Origin of the sequence: Kordia jejudonensis, from assembly GCF_001005315.1 — a bacterium.
Classification (GTDB): Bacteria; Bacteroidota; Bacteroidia; order Flavobacteriales; family Flavobacteriaceae; genus Kordia; species Kordia jejudonensis.
In genome coordinates this window covers 40,696-57,736 of sequence record NZ_LBMG01000042.1, presented here as the reverse complement: position 1 = coordinate 57,736, position 17,041 = coordinate 40,696, and the positions used below count along the sequence as shown (strand labels likewise).

Sequence of the window (17,041 nt, the reverse complement as noted above, 5' to 3'; positions counted from 1 at the left end):
TCGGAAGATTTTTTCTTCCGACCATGACTGGTTGGTTACTCGCCTTTCTTGTTTTTATATGAAAACCAATAGGACACAACAAAATAGTTGCACGAGATGTTTTAAAAAAGTAGTGAACTAAAACTCTTATGTTGTGGTATTACAATAATTTCAAGTAAGTTTGGTATTATTTATTTTCAATACTCTTTACAACACTGTTAATTGGTGTTATTTGCACTGTTTTATTGTCTTCTTTTAAGTAAAAAATATAACTACTATTGACGCCCATTATTTTTACGTTCACTTTTTCTCCATCAAGAAACGTGATGTGGTCATGATATTTAATATCGTTGTTTTCAATCTTACGTGAAGTTCCTAAGCCTTGTCCCATACCTGTTCCGATAAAGAAACCAAATAACATGATAGAAAATATGAACAGAAAACTTCGTAATAGCGTAGATTCTACTTCTTTATCAGTGAGGTTTTCCTCTAACTTTAAGCGTTTTTTAAACCAATTTTTCTCTCTTTTCTTCACTAACAATTTAGGCAACTGAAATACCAAAAACAGTAACACAAAGAAAACAATTAAGGTCTTTACACTAGATGTTAACTTCGCTATAGGACTTATCAACACATCTAAAATACTGGAATAACTGAGAATGTTAATTCCTATTTGACTGTAATAAAAAGATTCACTTAAAATTCCGATAGCAATTAAATAAATATAGCCTATTGACAGAATTTCTTGAAAGGATTTTACATTATTCATGGGAACACTATTAAGTATGCTCAATATACGTATTAATATAAAAAGTGTAGATTTCTACTCTAAATAGTGTATTGGAATGTGTAAAAAAAAGAGAACAACTAAAATTATTAAGGTTTTACCGTAAGAAAATCATCTGTGTTATTCTTACATTTAAAGAAATTAACTTTTAAACTTTTTACCATGAAAAAAAAGAATCTTAAGTCATTAAAGCTTAATAAGAAATCTGTTTCAGATTTAAACACGGACAGTGCCAAAGGTGGTGGAACTACAACAAGTTATGCGCCTAATAACTGTTGGGGAACGCTACAAGAATATTGTACAGGAAATAACTGTACTCAAAACTGGCATTGTGATATGGGAACACATCCTGCATAAAGATTTTTCGTTACAATAACTGTGATGGTAAAAGTACATAGCATGTAGAAACTGCGGTTTCAAAAGCATTTATACAATGGTAGTTGCTCAATATAAATTTTACAAAGTGATACCATGATCATTACATTTTAAAAATAGTTGTAACAATAGAACTTAGATTATAAAAGCTTAACACAGTTGTTGTGTTGAGCTTTTTTTATGCTAAATTTCATAATAATGTAAGCTAGTTTTTTCATATCTTGAAAGAAATCAAAACTATAAATCATGAAAAAAAGAACAACACAAAGTTTACAATTAAACAAAAAGTCAATCAGTAAATTAGATAGTTTAATCATCACTGGAGGCGATTTGAGCTCATTTAGAGAAACATTTCCACTTGGCGTTTGTACGTGTAATTATACATGTCAATCTGTTGAAATTTGTCCGCCAACCGAACTTGAAACCGCTCAAGAACACTAAACATAGATATCAAAATCTCTTCGTAAGAACTCTATGGAGAGATTTTTTTTTAAGTTTTGTGTTAAAAATGGAACATTTCTTTGAATCTTCCTGTCTTTGCAACAAATCTGTTATATAAATACAATTTTTTAAGAAAAAAGTTGTTATTTTTGTTTCACATTAAAGAAATGATTTAGATACTACATCTGAATCAGACGATAATATTCATGTTTTTTCTACACTGATTGCCCCCCAAATCGAGTATTTCATTTCATGAATCGTTGCAAGCAAATGTGCTTGTTTTTTGATGTGTTTAAATGAATTTAACCCGTTTTAAAAAAATTAGAAAATCACAAAGTAAACTATTGAAAACAAGGCGATTACATAAAATTATGTATCATGTAATGCTTTGTAATATTTTTTTGAAAAATAATCTTGAACGTGAATAAAAACAACTCACTTCATTGATAAAACTAAAGTACTTGTCCTTTTTTCAAGAACTTTACAGTTCATAAAATACTTAAAATCAATAGTTAATGTAAAATTTGTGAGTTTTTTTTTATATTTTTATGTTGTGAAAATACAATTTACCATATTATTATTTTTCATGTGTAGTATTTACTTGCTTGCTAGTACTCCGAAAACAACGGATAACAAGCTAGAAGGCTCTATAACTAGTACTGTAACTGCAAATGATTCTGACGCGTCAGGAGTATTGACGAACGTTTTAGATGATGAAAGTACGCTAAAAGGAAGTTTAAATTCCATTTTAAGCTATTCCATCTTTATCTTCTTTGCCGTATTAATTATCATACTCATCGATAATCGAAATCTTGAAAAACGCTACAAAAGGTTGGTATCTGACTTTAAAAATAAAGATCCACTTTTATAAAATACAATTTCACAAAAAAGCCGAATACTTGTTGTATTCGGCTTTTTTTATATAAGATAATTCAGAATTAACTAATTCCTTTAATAATATCGTATTTGGTAATAATATGGTGTTTTCCATCTCCTAAATCAACCAATACAGCTTGATTATCTTTCGTAATCAATTTAGAAATGTCATCAATAGCAGCATTTTTATGTACTACAGGAAACGGCTTTTGCATGATTTCTGAGATGTACATATCGCTAATTTCTTTATTTTCCATATACTTTGAAAACAAAGTAGTTTCATCTACTGAACCAACAAAACCTTCAGTATCTTCTACAGGAATTTGAGATATTTTAAACTTACGCATACGCTCAATAGCATGTGAAACCAATTCGCCAGTTTTTACAGTAACCAATGGCTTATCGTGATGATCTTTAATTAAATCTGCCGCTGTAGAAATATCTTCATCTAAGAAACCACGTTCACGCATCCAATCGTCATTAAACATTTTTCCAACATATCGACTTCCATGATCGTGGAATAAAACCACAACCACATCGTCTTTAGTAAAATGCTCCTTTAGTTGCAACAATCCTTTGATAGCTGAACCTGCAGAATTTCCTAAAAACATACCTTCTTCCTTCGCCAAACGCTGTGTGTAAACGGCAGCATCTTTATCGGTTACTTTCGTAAATCCGTCAATAATATCAAAATCTACATTCTTTGGTAAAATATCTTCTCCAATACCTTCAGTGACATACGAATAGATTTCATTTTCATCAAAAATTCCAGTTTCATGGTATTTCTTAAACACAGAACCATAGGTATCAACTCCCCAAATTTTCACGTCCGGATTTTGTTCTTTCAAATATTTTCCAACACCCGAAATAGTTCCTCCTGTTCCTACTCCAACTATAAAATGAGTAACTTTTCCTTCAGTTTGTTTCCAAATTTCTGGTCCTGTACTCTCATAATGCGCTTGTGCATTGCTCGGATTATCATATTGATTTACGTACCAAGAATTTGGTGTTTCTTCTCCTAAACGTTTTGAAACTGAGTAATACGAACGAGGATCGTCTGGTTCAACAGCAGTTGGACAAACGACAACTTCTGCACCAACGGCACGTAAAATATCAATCTTTTCTTTCGATTGTTTATCCGCCATCACACAAATAAGTTTGTATCCTTTTACCACGGCAGCCAACGCCAATCCCATTCCCGTATTTCCAGAAGTTCCTTCAATAATAGTTCCGCCTGGTTTCAAACGTCCATCCGCTTCTGCATCTTCAATCATCTTTAACGCCATTCTATCTTTTACAGAATTTCCTGGATTAAAAGTTTCATATTTCGCCAATACCAAAGCGTCAACATCTTTCACTAAGGCATTCATTTTCACCATCGGTGTGTTTCCAATAGTGCCTAATATATTTTCTGCGTATTCCATGCTTGTATTTTGAGCGTACAAAGATACAAACTCTCTTTAGATTTATGTTACCGAATTGAAAAGTCTTGCAGAAGTAGAAAGGGATTATCAAAATTATCTAGTTTGTCAGTTAGAGCATTATTTAAGATCAAATATATTTTGATTAAAAATACCTAGTGAAACTATCGAGAATCAAAACAAATCTAACGTTTTAATTGAATCTCGACTGCGCTCGATTTAACACTAGTTATAAAGAAATTCTTTATTTATTGAAATTTTATAGCCTTTACAGGTGTTATTTTTGTAATGATATACGAAGGTAAAATCAACATTAATACACAAAGTACCAACGTTCCGATGTTGAGCGCAATAATATGCCACAGTTCTATATGTGTAGGAATGATTGCCGTATGATATTGTTCAGGATTCGGAAATTTTAAGAATCCGAATGTTCGTTGCGCCCAAATTAGTCCAATTCCAAGTACATTTCCAACCACTAAACCAATAGCGATAAGATACGTAGCATTGTACAAAAATATTTTTCGAATGCTCCAATTGTTGCTTCCTAATGATTTTAAGATTCCAATCATTGGTGTTCTATCCAAAATAAGCACCAACAAAGCTGTTATCATATTGATTCCGCCAACAATAATGATAATTCCGATGATGAGAAAAATATTTACATCAAACAATGAGATCCACTCAAAAATAAACGGGAACTTACTAATAACGCTTTGTGTGTCTAAATTTGGCGGAATGACGCTGTAAATTTCGTCATCCTTTTGTTGAATCGTTTCAAAGTCGTCTAGAAAAACTTCAAAGTTTCCAATTTCGCCATTTTTCCATCTGTTCATCCGCTGAATGTGGCGAATATCTGCAAACAGCACATTTTCATCAAATTTTTGAAAGCCTGATTCGTAAATACCTACAATTTCAAACGTACGTTCATTTGGTATTTCGCTGGTATTTTCTTTTAAAAATAAGGCTTTAAATGTGTCTCCTAGCTTAAATTCTAAACGTCGTGCTAAATATCTTGAAATTAAAACCTCTTTATTTTCTCGCTTTTCAGTTACATTTGGCAAACGTCCTTCTTTCAAAAAATCTTCAAAAGATGTCCAATCGTAATCAGCACCAACACCTTTTACCAACACACCTTCAAAGGTTTTTTCCGTACGAATAATTCCTGCTTTCGTAGCTACTGCCTGAATGTGTTTTATACCTTCAACTTGTGTGAAATTTGGATAAAACTCTTGATTTGGATCTACAGGAAGTAAAGAAACTTCCGAATCATTATTGTCAAACGTAGAAATTTGAATGTGTCCGTTAAATGTAGACACTTTTTCTTGGATCGTTTTTTGCAATCCCATTCCTGTAGCAATCGCAACCATCATCATTACAATACCGATGGCGATAGCAGCAATAGCAATTTTTATTATTGTTGCAGATACACTACTTTTATACTGTTTTGCCTTAATAATACGTTTGGCAATAAAAAACTCGTAATTCAAATTCAAGAATGGTTTATAATTTTTTCAAAAATACATTTTTATTGTTGTTATTAATCGGATTTTTTACAAGATGTGATGCCAATACAACACAAAACTCAAAGAAATCTGAAGCAACCGCTGCTACTGTAATTCCAGAAACGAAAAAAGATATCGTAGTTGGCGCAAATAGAACAGCCGTATTTTTACCAAAACTCAAAAATAAACGCGTCGGAATTGTTGCCAATCAAACAAGTGTAATTTTTAAATCGGATACCGAATATACACATTTGGTAGATTCGTTGGTAGCACTGAACGTGAATGTACAAACGGTTTTTTCTCCCGAACACGGTTTTCGAGGAAAAGCAGATGCTGGCGAACTCGTAAAACATGGAAAAGATATTAAAACGGGTTTACCCATTGTTTCTTTGTATGGAAAAAACAAAAAACCATATCCCGAACAATTAGAAAATTTAGATATTGTCATTTTTGATGTACAAGATGTTGGCGCACGTTTTTACACCTATATTTCTACTTTACATTATGTAATGGAAGCTTGCGCGGAAGCGAATATTCCCGTGTTAATTTTAGACAGACCAAATCCGAATGGACATTATGTAGATGGACCAATTTTAGAAACGGCGTTTAAAAGTTTTGTAGGAATGCATCCAATTCCAATTGTTCACGGAATGACGATTGGCGAATATGGAAAAATGATCAATGGCGAAAATTGGTTAAAAAATGCTGTTCAATGTGAATTGATTGTTGTTGAAGTTGAAAACTACACACATGATATGTTTTACAGTTTACCCATAAAACCGTCGCCAAATTTACCGAATGATCAATCTATAAATTTATATCCGAGTTTGTGTCTACTTGAAGCAACACGCGTAAGTATTGGGCGCGGAACAGAAAAACAATTTCAAATTGCAGGAACTCCAGATTATTTCTTGAAACGACATACATATAGCTTTACACCAAAGCCAAATTTTGGAGCAAAAAGTCCAAAAAACAATGGAAAAGAATGTCATGGTTACGATTTGTCGCAAGAAAAACGATTGTCAGAAATCAACTTAAAATGGCTGTTAGAGTTTTACAAAACACATCAGCAACACGCGCCAAAAAAATCTTTTTTCAATACAGATAATTTCTTTTGGAAACTCGCTGGAACCGATAAACTACAACAACAAATTGAAGCTGGACTAACTGAAGCTGAAATTAAAGCAAGTTGGCAAGAAGGTTTGGAAGCTTTTAAGAAAATTCGCGAGCAGTATTTGATGTATGAGTGATTGAGTTTTTGGGTGTTTGGTGTTGGGTCTTGGGTCTTGGGTCTAAAAAATACACTTTTGTATTTAAAATTCAGCATTTAATATTTATCATTTCAAACCTTATTTTTCGCTTCTATCCAAAGCGACATATATTTCGTGCTTTTTGAAGTGTGTAACTGTAACATACTTCCGAAAAAGTTATTTGTTCTGTGTGTTGTAAGATTGTTTTGAGTCGTTTCTATTTTGTCTAAAAGCTGTTGCTGAAAGATTTCTTTTTGATAGCGTTTGGAAAGAATTTGAAAACCATTTTGCTGCGCTGTTGACCAACGATTTTTATCTGTGTACAATTCTACTGTTTCATTTACTAAAGTTTCTATATCGTCAGAAACAACTCCGTTCCACGGTAAATTTCCAGGCATTCCTTCTGCTCCAACAGTAGTAGTTACACAAGGTGTCCCGTTTTGCATTCCATCAATAAATTTTCCTTTTAAACCTGCGCCAAAACGTAATGGCGCTAATAGGATTTTAGCTTTTGAAATCACTTCCGAAGCACTTTCAGCTCTGCCATGTACAAAGAATTTTTCTTTTGGCTGATGCAACTGCAAACTGTCTTGTTTTGCATACGAACCATATATGTGCATTTCGGCTTTGGGTAATTTTTTTCGTAAAACTGGCCAAACTTCTTTTTTTAAATACAATACCATATCACGATTGGGCGCATGCAAAAAGTTTCCAATGGTTACAAAATGTTGGCGTGCTTCAAACGTTGGTAAAGCTTGTATGTGTTCTTTTGATAACGATTCCAACATAAATGGAATGTATAACAATAAAGAAGCGTCAATTTTAAAATCATTGATTAAAATATCACGCTCTACTTCTGAAATAAGTAATGAAATGTCACAGCGTAAAATACTCGCAATTTCACGTTGTGCTAGGTTGTAACTTTTTAATTGATCGATATGAAAATCCTTTCCATCTTTCAAGGCTTGCTGTCGTGCTTTTCGCAAACTGTGCAAGTCTTCTGTATCCAGAATTCGCAACGCATTTGGACAATGTTCAGCAACGCGCCAACCAAATTGTTCTTCCATCATGAAACGATCAAACAAAACGATAGACGGATTCAATTTTTGTATATAATCGTCAAATCCTGAATCATTAATCTGAATAGTTTTTGAAGCAATTCCAATCTGACGTAAGTCAACAGCAAATTCACTTTCAGCTGCTGGACAAGCAAACGTAACTTCCCAATTTTGTGCTCGAAATACGTGTAATAATTGCAACATACGCGTTCCTGCGGCGGACGAATTTGGCTCTGGCCAAACGTAACCAATGACTAAAACATGCTGTTTCATGTTGTAAAATTATTCATCAGCATTCAACGTTGTAGGCGGACGATATTTGTTAAACGGAATTTTTAATAAGCTTTTCAAGTTTGCATTTTCCGCAGCTTGTGGATAGGTATCAACGCCGTACACTAAAGTTTCGGGATCTTTTGTAGCAAAGGTTTGAAATATTCGATCCCAAATAGAAAATATATTACCATAATTTGTGTCTGTATATGGCAACACATGATGATGATGTACTTTGTGCATATTTGGCGAAACAATAATGTAACTCAACCAAGTATCAAGTTTTTTGGGAATGTTAATATTGGCATGATTAAACTGAGAAAGTACCACCGACATTGATTGATACAACATAATAATTGCCACAGGTGCGCCAACGATAATTACTCCAATCAACGTAAATGCAAAACGAATGACACTTTCGCCAGGATGATGACGATTTGCCGTTGTCGTATCTACATGTGTATCTGTGTGATGTACTAAATGAAAACGCCATAATACTGGAATTCTATGCTCAACGTAATGCGCCAACCAAGCGCCAAAAAAGTCTAATAAAGCTACGCCAAGTAACACATACCACCAAGCAGATAATGTTGGAAATTGAAGATCAATCCATTGGAGAATTCCAAATTTATGAGTCACTGTCCATTCGGAAGCTTTGAATAATAAAAAGGCCAAGAAAAAATTAATAATAATAGTTGTGAGCGTAAAAAAGATATTGATTCCTGCATGATTTACTTTTTTATAGTTAAATCGAAATAGCGGAATTAGATATTCAATAAGCCAAAAAAATGCGATTCCACCAATTAAAATGGCGCTTCGATGCGAAGAAGGAATTGATTCAAAATATGCTAAGATACTGTCCAAAATAGGTTTGATTTCGTAGGTTATGTAGCTTATAAAGATACGTTTTTCTAAAAATTAGTCCAAATTAACGTTTTGCTTTTGTGTCAATTACCGCTTTTAGCTTTTCCATAATATTATAGGTTGCGGGACAAATGGCAATATTTTGCATTGTAATTTCAGAGATTTTATGAAACTTTTTACGATTGGTATGCGGATATTCGCGACAAGCTTTTGGGCGTACATCATAAATCATACATTCATTATCGGCGCCTAAAAAGTGACATGGCGCGCTTTGTAACACATAATGATTGTCTTCATCAAAGTATAAAAACTGACTTATAAATTGATGTTCTTTCATTTTAAAATGCTTGGAAATTCGAGCAATATCAGCATTTGTAAAAATAGGACTTGTCGTTTTGCAACAATTCGCACATTCCAAACAATCTGTTTTTTCAAACTCTTCATCATGTAAATCTTGCATGATGTAATCTAAATTCTTTGGAGTTCGCTTTTTGAGCTTATCAAAGAATTTTCGATTCTCCACTTCAACGTCTTTTGCCAATTTGGGAAGCTTATCAATAAAATCTTGCATGAAATTTTCAGTTTGCGACAAAAGTACATGATATTTTTTGCTTTTGTTGGGTAACAAATCTTTTCCTGTGTAACTAAAGGTTGAATATCATAAAAAAATCATTCAGCAGATTGATGTTTGTGTATCTTTTTCTTGCACAAATAGGTTAAAATTAAGGTTATAGGTTAATTATTTAGGTTATAGTTAACACGGAAGCAACGAGGAATACAATGTATGAATCGTTGCTTTTTTTGGGTCTTTCGATTAAATATCAATTACTTGATGTACTTTTGCTCGCGAGCAACATTTTAGATTCATGAAAGATTTATTCGGAAAAGCCATTTTAGATTATCAGCAAGGAAATTATACAGAAGATTTAGTCACGGCCACATCGATTTCTGAAGAAGATTCGTTGCCTCTTCCCTATTTATTTCGTTCGTATGAAGAAATGCCACAATTGGAACAAACGGCTTTACAACTCTCTAAAGGAAACGTATTAGATGTTGGTTGCGGCGCAGGAAGTCATAGTTTGTATTTACAAAACGAACGCAACTTAGATGTTACGGCGATTGATGTTTCTGAAAAAGCAATTGAAGCCTGTAAACTTCGAGGAATTTCAACAGCAATTCAAACAGATGTGTTAGATTTTACTGGAAATTTTGACACGATTCTTTTATTAATGAATGGTGCCGGAATGTGTGGAAAGCTACAACACATATCTAACTTTTTACATCATTTAAAAACGTTACTAAATGATGGTGGACAAATTTTGGTTGATTCGTCTGATATCATTTATATGTTTGACGAAGATGAAGATGGCGGCAAATGGATTCCGTCGGAAACTGATTATTATGGCGAATTATTGTATTATGTAAGTTACAAAGGCGAACACGAAGCACCATTTCATTGGTTGTATATTGACTACAATACGTTGCAAAATGCAGCACACGCATGCGGTTTACACTGTGAACTCGTACTCGAAGGAGAACATTATGATTATTTAGCAAAACTATCAAAATAAAAAAGTTCACTTCGAAAATCATAGTGAACTTTATCTAAATTTTATAACTAAGGTTATGATCTAATTAAGACTATATCCTTTTTCGGCCAATTTATTAAGGACACTTTTATACAATTCGCCACTCCATTGCATCGAAATTTCTCCTTCTATTTTTGCCAAACCATCTTTACTCGCAATTATTTTTTGTCCCGTTTCAGAATCGTAAAAATTTCCAATTTGTTGACGCTGTACATTGGTCAATTTTGTAGTATCTGCCAACATTTGCTTTGCTGCTGCTGATTCATAAAAAACAATCATATTTTTGATATCATTCAATGAAAAATAAGCTTTATAAGCGGATACTAAAATAGCTTTTACTTCATCAACTTGTGTACTTTTCACACTTTCTAGCTCTTTCCAAACTGCTTCTGGAATTTTATACGCTTCAAATTGTTTTCGTAACATCGTGAACATTCCGTCAACAGCGCCTTCGTATTGTTGTTGAGTTCCATTAATTGCTAAATAATGCTTTACATTTTCGACATACGGATCAGTTTGTGCAACCGTGTGTTGTAAACTGCATAAAAATAAAATGGCAATACATAAATTTTTCATAGTGTAAAAATAAAACGGGTAGGTGTTTTACAATGAGTGCTTTTCAAATAGTATTCCAAAAGCATTACAAATATATTTTTTTATTCATCAATCTGTTAAAAATTGAAAATTATTAAGAAAAATCTATCAAATTTCACTATAAATCAATAAATATCCATTCATAATGTTATTTTTTTGTTAATTTCACGACAAAAATTACTAAAACTATTTAACCAAGAACTAAATACTATGAAAAAAATTATCCTTCTAGTCTTGCTAGCCTTTATTTTTCAGGCAACAGCACAGAACCTACGTCCAAAACCCGAAAGTTGGAATCTTTCAGAAATTGAAAAAGTGACTCCGATTGAGTTACCAAGACCAAATTTGGCACCTTTACAAGCAGAAGACGCGGTAAATGATATGGATAAGTCAATTCCATGGCGATTTGGTTATGATCATTTTGTTGATTTTGGTTTATCCAATGCTGGAAAATGGCATAACTTACCTAATGGAGATCGTATTTGGAGAATCAACTTTATTTCTCCGAATGCATTGACAATGAATTTAATTTTTGATCGCTACAACATTCCTATTGGTGGAAAAGTATACATTTATAATGATGATCGTTCTGAAATACTAAATGTTTTTACACACGAACACAATAGTCCTGAAGAAATTTTAGGAACTTGGATGGTACAAGGCGAAAACATTTGGATTGAATATTTTGAACCAAAAAAAGTTAAAGGTCAAGGACGCTTGAATATTGGAAATGTCATTCACGGATATCGTACATTACAAAATCATAGTTCAGACGGAAATCCTGAAGCAATTAACGATTCTGGAGCTTGTAATGTAGATGTAAACTGTGATATTTCGGCATTCAATTCAACAGCACACGATATCAAAGAAGATGTAAAAAAATCTGTAGGTATGATTGTTGTTGGTGGCGGAACAGGAATTTGTACAGGATCTTTAGTAAACAATACAAACAACGATGGAACGCCATACTTCTTAACAGCAAATCACTGTTTAGGTGGCTCTGTTGCTGGTTGGGCATTTCGTTTCAACTGGGCAAGTGATGCATCCGTTGCTGACTGTGCTACAAACGCACCAAGTGTAAACAATTCTTTTTTACAAACAGCTAGTGGAGGAATTTTAAGAGCTGCAAACTCTGAATCTGACATGGCATTGATTGAAATTACAGATGCAGCTTTCTTTGCGGGAAGTCCAGATGTAGTTTGGGCAGGTTGGAATCGTTCAACAACTGCTGTACCATCATTAACGGTTGGTATTCATCATCCAAGTGGAGACATTCAAAAAGTATGTGTTGATGAAGATATTGCAGTAAGACAAGCAATTAACTTTAATGGAAATCCATCTACAGAAATATGGCGAATTGCTGATTGGGATTTAGGTGTTACAGAACCAGGTTCTTCTGGATCGCCTTTATTTGATCAAAATGGATTGGTTATTGGAAAACTATCTGGAGGATTTGCTGCCTGCTCAGGAACAAATGATAACAATCAGGAAGATTGGTACGGACGTTTTGGCGTATCATGGGATTTTAGTGCTTCAAGCAATGCACAATTAAAATTTTGGTTAGATCCAGCAGGAACAAATCCAGTATCATTGCAACAATTTCCACCGCTTCAAACATTTGATTTTGATGCGGCTATTAGTGTATTAGACATTCCTACAAGTGTATGCGATGGAACCATTACACCAACCATACGTATTACAAATGCTGGAAGTGTGGCTTTAACAAGTGCAACAATTACTTACCAATTGGATAGCGGCGCGACTTCAACAATCAACTGGACAGGAAATTTAGCAACCGATGCTTTTGAAGATATCACGCTAAATCCAATAGCCGTTTCAGGTGTTGGAGCACACGCATTTAATGCTTCTGTAGCTAATCCTAACGGAAATGCTGATCAATCTACTAGTAATGATTCAAACACAAGATTATTTACAATTCCTGTAACTTATGAAGCAACAACAATCAGAGTTATTATTACACCTGACCGTTACGGAGCTGAAACTACATGGACTTTAGAAAATTCTAGCGGAACTGTTGTGGGAAGCGGCGGACCTTATATTACGACAGGAACTAATGGTACACAACCAGATGAAGTTACAGATGTAACAATTACGACATTTGATGAATGCTATACTTTTACCATTTTGGATTCATACGGAGACGGAATTTGCTGTTTATACGGAGCAGGAACATATCGATTGGAAGATCAAGACAATAATGTATTGATCAATGGAAACGGAGATTTCGGTGGAAGTGCTTCTAACTTATTCAATGTTATCATGCCACTAAGCGTTAGTAAACAAGCGCTGAATAATAACTTACGAATTTATCCAAATCCATCTGCAACTGATTTTACAGTTTCTGTGAATGGATTTTCAAACTTAGTATACGAAATTACAAATATTACAGGACAACGTTTACAAACAGGAGCATTTGCAACTGGCACAAACACCTTGTCCATGCAACGTGAGGCAGCTGGTTTATATTTCATCAAAATCTTAGACCCAGAAACGAATATTAGCATCACTAAAAAGGTCATCAAATACTAACTTAACGTTTACAATTATATAGAGAAGCATCCGTTTTCATAAGAAGAACGGATGCTTTTTTTAGTATACTTTTCAATTGAATAACTTTCTTGGAAATTGTCAACAATCTTTTTGGACTTCATTAAAATCGCTTATTTTTAACGAAATTTTGGAAGTAATGAATAATTCGATGGAAAATTTTAAAGATCATATTGATAAAGGATATGCAACCAAAGGCGATTATATTACCATGGGCGCTGCAATGCATGAAGGAGAAACGGTCACGGAAGCCTATGTAAAAGTTCCTTTAAAAACGCTGAATCGTCATGGTTTAATTGCGGGAGCAACGGGAACAGGAAAAACAAAAACCTTGCAAATTCTTGCTGAAAACTTATCTGACAAAGGAATTCCAGTATTATTAATGGATCTTAAAGGTGATTTAAGTGGAATAGCACAACCAAGTGCTGGACATCCAAAAATTGACGAACGCCACACAAAAATTGGGTTTCCATTTGAAGCCAATAACTTTCCTGTAGAAATACTTTCATTATCCGATCAAGATGGAGTGCGCTTGCGTGCCACCGTTTCCGAATTTGGACCTGTACTTCTTTCTCGAATTTTAGATTTGACCGAAACGCAATCAGGAATTGTCGCAGTTGTATTTAAATACTGTGATGACAACAAAATGCCTTTGCTCGATTTGAAAGACTTTAAAAAAGTATTGCAATACGCAACAGGCGAAGGAAAAGAGGAATTTAAAGAAATGTACGGACGTATTTCAAGCGCTTCCACAGGTGCAATTTTGCGTAAAATAGTAGAATTGGAACAACAAGGAGCCGATTTGTTTTTTGGAGAAACTTCCTTTGATGTTGAAGATTTAACTCGAATTGATAAAGACGGAAGAGGATATATCAACATTATTCGCTTGACAGATATTCAAGATAAGCCAAAACTATTTTCAACCTTCATGCTGAGTTTATTAGCTGAAATTTATGAAACATTTCCAGAGCAAGGCGACAGCGGACGACCAGAATTGGTACTATTTATTGACGAAGCGCATTTAATTTTCAAAGAAGCTTCCAAAGCATTATTAAACCAAATAGAAAGCATCGTAAAACTAATTCGTTCCAAAGGAATTGGATTGTATTTCGTAACACAAAATCCAACAGATGTACCTGATGCGGTTTTAGGACAATTAGGTTTAAAAATACAACATGCATTACGTGCATTTACCGCAAAAGATAGAAAAGCCATTAAACTAACAGCTGAAAACTATCCAGACTCTGAATATTACGATACTGCGGAAGTACTAACTTCATTAGGAATTGGAGAAGCCTTAGTTTCTGCTTTAGATGAAAAAGGACGCCCAACTCCACTGGCTGCTACCATGTTGCGTGCGCCAATGAGTCGTATGGATGTATTGACACCTGCTGAATTAAAAGAGCTCACGGACAACTCGAAATTGATAAAAAAATACAACGAGGAAATCGATCGTGAAAGCGCGTATGAAATGCTAAATGAGAAGATTAAAAAGGCAGAAGCTATTCATGAGAAGGAAAAAGAAGCAAAAGCTGAAGCGAAATCTTCAAGAAGCTCAAGCCGAAAAAGTACACGCCAAAATCCGATTGTAAAATTACTCACAAGTGTTACATTCCTTCGAAGTGTTTTAGGAGTTCTTAAAAAAGTGATCAAATAATAAAAAAGTAAAATTTAAAATAAATAAATGAAGAAGTTTTTATTCCTCGGAATTATCATGATTAGTTTGGCTAGTTGTGCAAAAAAAGAAGATCCATTTTTGATTCAGAAAGATCAAATTGGAAAATTACACAAAGAAATTACGGTACAACAATTGGATTCTATCTATGCAAATGATTCCTTGGTAAAGCGTATTGGCGAAGGCGATTATGTGCAAGCTGGCGATGATAAATATTTGATTTATGAAAAAGGTGGAAAACAATTATTAACTATTACGCCAAGACAACAACACGATACAAACGAAAAAATTAAAACAATTCAAATTCATGATGATCGTTTTAAAACGGCAAAAGGCATTTCTACAAAAAGTACCTTTAAGGATATTCGTGAAAACTATACTATCAAAAACATTTACAATACCATGAATACCATTGTGGTTATTGTAGATAGCAATGAATATTTTACTATTGATAAGAAAGAACTTCCTGAAGATTTGCGTTACAATCCAAGTTTGAATATTGAAGCTGTTCAAATTCCTGATGCAGCCAAAATAAAATACTTCATGATCAATTGGGAACATGTAGAGGAAACCAACACTGAAAACGAAACGAAAGATGAGCACTAAAAAATACCACATTCAAAAAGCACCTTTTGTAGTTCCAACCACAGACGGAAAACTAATTGAAGAGCATTTTGGAAATGCTACAGACGGAAATTCAAATGTAAGCATTGCACATATGATTGCGCCTCCGAAATGGAAAGAACCGTTTCAAACTCCTGAATTTGATGAATTTACTTATATCATCAAAGGAAAAAAGCAATTCATCATTGAAGGTGAAACAATCGTATTAGAAGCGGGACAATCAATCAAAATAGAAAAAAACACGCGTGTTCAATATTCCAATCCGTTTGAAGATGATTGCGAATATTTGGCAATTTGTTTGCCTGCATTCTCAATGGATTTAGTTCACCGAGAAGAAGAATAGTAGAAATATATATATTTAAATAAATCATTAAAACATAGTTTAGTATAAAAAATACACACTGTCATTTCGAGCGCAGTCGAGAAAAATAGGAAATCTATTGTGTGCATTGAATCTCGATAGCTTCGCTACGTATTTTCAATCAAAAAATTTTTCGATTTCAATAATGCTCGATTTGACATTATCCACTAAGATTTTTAAAAACAAAATCATACTATAAAAAGTTACATTAAACTCAAGTTAACAGCAGTAATGAAATACAATTCATTACTGCTTTTTTTATGTTTTAAAACGAATTCTAGTTTACCACCAACGAATTCTAAAAGCACTCCAAAAAACCGTGAAGTTGCTACTACATTTGAAATGTAATTAAGAAACAAAGTCATCTTAATCGCATCTAAAAAATTACAAACAATAAAAAGAAATAACAAATGTGGTACGATATAACAGCAACAAAAATGATTCAAAACTATTTGAATATCTATTCGCAAATCAACTTAAAGTTTGATGCAAAAGGAAAAGTAAACGCGGTTGCTTTATATCAAGAAGGCAGATGGATTTCAAGTCCAACATTAGCAAAACGCATGCAATTGCAACACATTGCATTGCCAATACAGCAAGCAGCGTCTATTACATTAAAAAGATAACTATGAAGATTGGCTCAATGTTGAAAATAGTAAGTTTTTTTCTTTTCCGCAGTGTAGAAATACTTTCTCGTTAAGAATTTTTGAAGCCTTGGAAAAAATTTAGAGAAAGAATTGCGGTTTTAGCTTTTTCAGCTAAAAACACCTCTGGAAATGCTGTGCATTCATGAATACCTTAATT

The 17,041-nt window shown here is 33.6% G+C and carries 17 protein-coding genes; 10 read left to right on the top strand and 7 right to left on the bottom strand.

The annotated features are described in order from the left end of the window. Positions 1-166: 166 nt before the first annotated feature. Entirely contained in the window at positions 167-748 is a 582-nt protein-coding gene (locus AA089_RS17855; RefSeq protein ID WP_046758348.1) for a hypothetical protein, read from the bottom strand. 180 nt (positions 749-928) lie between these two features. On the opposite strand from AA089_RS17855, the gene AA089_RS17850 reads away from it, so the two are divergent. The 3 genes from AA089_RS17850 (at position 929) to AA089_RS17840 (ending at position 2,453) form a co-directional block, all read left to right on the top strand. Next, positions 929-1,123 (top strand): hypothetical protein, encoded by a 195-nt coding sequence (locus AA089_RS17850; protein ID WP_046758347.1) that lies wholly within the window; start codon positions 929-931, stop codon positions 1,121-1,123. A 264-nt stretch (positions 1,124-1,387) separates the two neighbouring features. Next, the gene (locus tag AA089_RS17845; protein WP_046758346.1) at positions 1,388-1,582 is read left to right on the top strand and encodes a hypothetical protein; all 195 of its coding nucleotides are present in this window, start codon (positions 1,388-1,390) and stop codon (positions 1,580-1,582) included. Between the two features lie 586 nt (positions 1,583-2,168). Then, entirely contained in the window at positions 2,169-2,453 is a 285-nt protein-coding gene (locus tag AA089_RS17840) for a hypothetical protein (protein ID WP_046758345.1), read from the top strand. A 67-nt stretch (positions 2,454-2,520) separates the two neighbouring features. Here the strand turns inward: AA089_RS17840 and AA089_RS17835 are convergent, their stop codons facing one another. Then, on the bottom strand, positions 2,521-3,882 hold the full coding sequence (locus AA089_RS17835) for a pyridoxal-phosphate dependent enzyme (RefSeq protein ID WP_046758344.1): 1,362 nt from the start codon (positions 3,880-3,882) through the stop codon (positions 2,521-2,523). 245 nt (positions 3,883-4,127) lie between these two features. After that, entirely contained in the window at positions 4,128-5,369 is a 1,242-nt protein-coding gene (locus AA089_RS17830; protein WP_046758356.1) for an ABC transporter permease, read from the bottom strand. Between the two features lie 8 nt (positions 5,370-5,377). On the opposite strand from AA089_RS17830, the gene AA089_RS17825 reads away from it, so the two are divergent. Further along, positions 5,378-6,634, top strand: coding sequence for an exo-beta-N-acetylmuramidase NamZ family protein (locus AA089_RS17825; RefSeq protein ID WP_046758343.1), 1,257 nt, complete (start codon positions 5,378-5,380; stop codon positions 6,632-6,634). Between the two features lie 92 nt (positions 6,635-6,726). Here AA089_RS17825 and AA089_RS17820 read toward each other — a convergent pair whose 3' ends face one another. From AA089_RS17820 to AA089_RS17810, 3 genes are all read right to left on the bottom strand, one after another. Continuing rightward, positions 6,727-7,965: a glycosyltransferase family 4 protein gene (locus tag AA089_RS17820; RefSeq protein ID WP_046758342.1), complete on the bottom strand. Its 1,239-nt coding sequence runs from the start codon at positions 7,963-7,965 to the stop codon at positions 6,727-6,729. A gap of 9 nt (positions 7,966-7,974) precedes the next feature. After that, on the bottom strand, positions 7,975-8,826 hold the full coding sequence (locus AA089_RS17815) for a sterol desaturase family protein (RefSeq protein ID WP_046758341.1): 852 nt from the start codon (positions 8,824-8,826) through the stop codon (positions 7,975-7,977). Positions 8,827-8,890: 64 nt separating this feature from the next. After that, positions 8,891-9,397: a YkgJ family cysteine cluster protein gene (locus AA089_RS17810; protein ID WP_046758340.1), complete on the bottom strand. Its 507-nt coding sequence runs from the start codon at positions 9,395-9,397 to the stop codon at positions 8,891-8,893. A 295-nt stretch (positions 9,398-9,692) separates the two neighbouring features. Here AA089_RS17810 and AA089_RS17805 point away from each other — a divergent pair, with 295 nt between their 5' ends. Beyond that, positions 9,693-10,397 carry a class I SAM-dependent methyltransferase gene (locus AA089_RS17805; protein WP_046758339.1) on the top strand — a complete coding sequence of 235 codons (705 nt, stop codon included), beginning with the start codon at positions 9,693-9,695 and terminating at the stop codon, positions 10,395-10,397. Positions 10,398-10,457: 60 nt separating this feature from the next. Here AA089_RS17805 and AA089_RS17800 read toward each other — a convergent pair whose 3' ends face one another. Further along, positions 10,458-10,991 carry a DUF2059 domain-containing protein gene (locus AA089_RS17800; RefSeq protein WP_046758338.1) on the bottom strand — a complete coding sequence of 178 codons (534 nt, stop codon included), beginning with the start codon at positions 10,989-10,991 and terminating at the stop codon, positions 10,458-10,460. Between the two features lie 228 nt (positions 10,992-11,219). On the opposite strand from AA089_RS17800, the gene AA089_RS17795 reads away from it, so the two are divergent. The 5 genes from AA089_RS17795 to AA089_RS17775 all read left to right on the top strand — a co-directional run bounded on the left by AA089_RS17795 (position 11,220) and on the right by AA089_RS17775 (position 16,863). Next, complete coding sequence (locus AA089_RS17795; RefSeq protein WP_053002547.1) at positions 11,220-13,559, top strand: T9SS type A sorting domain-containing protein; 2,340 nt, start codon at positions 11,220-11,222, stop codon at positions 13,557-13,559. A 169-nt stretch (positions 13,560-13,728) separates the two neighbouring features. Further along, a complete protein-coding gene (locus tag AA089_RS17790) occupies positions 13,729-15,234 on the top strand; it encodes a helicase HerA-like domain-containing protein (protein WP_241480011.1) in 1,506 nt (501 codons plus the stop codon). A gap of 27 nt (positions 15,235-15,261) precedes the next feature. Further along, the gene (locus AA089_RS17785; protein WP_046758337.1) at positions 15,262-15,858 is read left to right on the top strand and encodes a hypothetical protein; all 597 of its coding nucleotides are present in this window, start codon (positions 15,262-15,264) and stop codon (positions 15,856-15,858) included. Continuing rightward, on the top strand, positions 15,848-16,219 hold the full coding sequence (locus AA089_RS17780) for a cupin domain-containing protein (protein ID WP_046758336.1): 372 nt from the start codon (positions 15,848-15,850) through the stop codon (positions 16,217-16,219). The genes AA089_RS17785 and AA089_RS17780 overlap by 11 nt, the downstream gene beginning before the upstream one ends. 428 nt (positions 16,220-16,647) lie before the next feature. Then, positions 16,648-16,863 carry a hypothetical protein gene (locus AA089_RS17775; RefSeq protein WP_046758335.1) on the top strand — a complete coding sequence of 72 codons (216 nt, stop codon included), beginning with the start codon at positions 16,648-16,650 and terminating at the stop codon, positions 16,861-16,863. Positions 16,864-17,041: the final 178 nt, after the last annotated feature.

Coding starts and splice junctions, on each gene's coding strand:
- AA089_RS17855 (WP_046758348.1), bottom strand. CDS start 748: ATGAATAATGTAAAATCCTTTCAAGAAATTCTGTCAATAGGCTATATT.
- AA089_RS17850 (WP_046758347.1), top strand. CDS start 929: ATGAAAAAAAAGAATCTTAAGTCATTAAAGCTTAATAAGAAATCTGTT.
- AA089_RS17845 (WP_046758346.1), top strand. CDS start 1,388: ATGAAAAAAAGAACAACACAAAGTTTACAATTAAACAAAAAGTCAATC.
- AA089_RS17840 (WP_046758345.1), top strand. CDS start 2,169: ATGTGTAGTATTTACTTGCTTGCTAGTACTCCGAAAACAACGGATAAC.
- AA089_RS17835 (WP_046758344.1), bottom strand. CDS start 3,882: ATGGAATACGCAGAAAATATATTAGGCACTATTGGAAACACACCGATG.
- AA089_RS17825 (WP_046758343.1), top strand. CDS start 5,378: ATGGTTTATAATTTTTTCAAAAATACATTTTTATTGTTGTTATTAATC.
- AA089_RS17820 (WP_046758342.1), bottom strand. CDS start 7,965: ATGAAACAGCATGTTTTAGTCATTGGTTACGTTTGGCCAGAGCCAAAT.
- AA089_RS17810 (WP_046758340.1), bottom strand. CDS start 9,397: ATGCAAGATTTTATTGATAAGCTTCCCAAATTGGCAAAAGACGTTGAA.
- AA089_RS17805 (WP_046758339.1), top strand. CDS start 9,693: ATGAAAGATTTATTCGGAAAAGCCATTTTAGATTATCAGCAAGGAAAT.
- AA089_RS17800 (WP_046758338.1), bottom strand. CDS start 10,991: ATGAAAAATTTATGTATTGCCATTTTATTTTTATGCAGTTTACAACAC.
- AA089_RS17795 (WP_053002547.1), top strand. CDS start 11,220: ATGAAAAAAATTATCCTTCTAGTCTTGCTAGCCTTTATTTTTCAGGCA.
- AA089_RS17790 (WP_241480011.1), top strand. CDS start 13,729: ATGGAAAATTTTAAAGATCATATTGATAAAGGATATGCAACCAAAGGC.
- AA089_RS17785 (WP_046758337.1), top strand. CDS start 15,262: ATGAAGAAGTTTTTATTCCTCGGAATTATCATGATTAGTTTGGCTAGT.
- AA089_RS17780 (WP_046758336.1), top strand. CDS start 15,848: ATGAGCACTAAAAAATACCACATTCAAAAAGCACCTTTTGTAGTTCCA.
- AA089_RS17775 (WP_046758335.1), top strand. CDS start 16,648: ATGTGGTACGATATAACAGCAACAAAAATGATTCAAAACTATTTGAAT.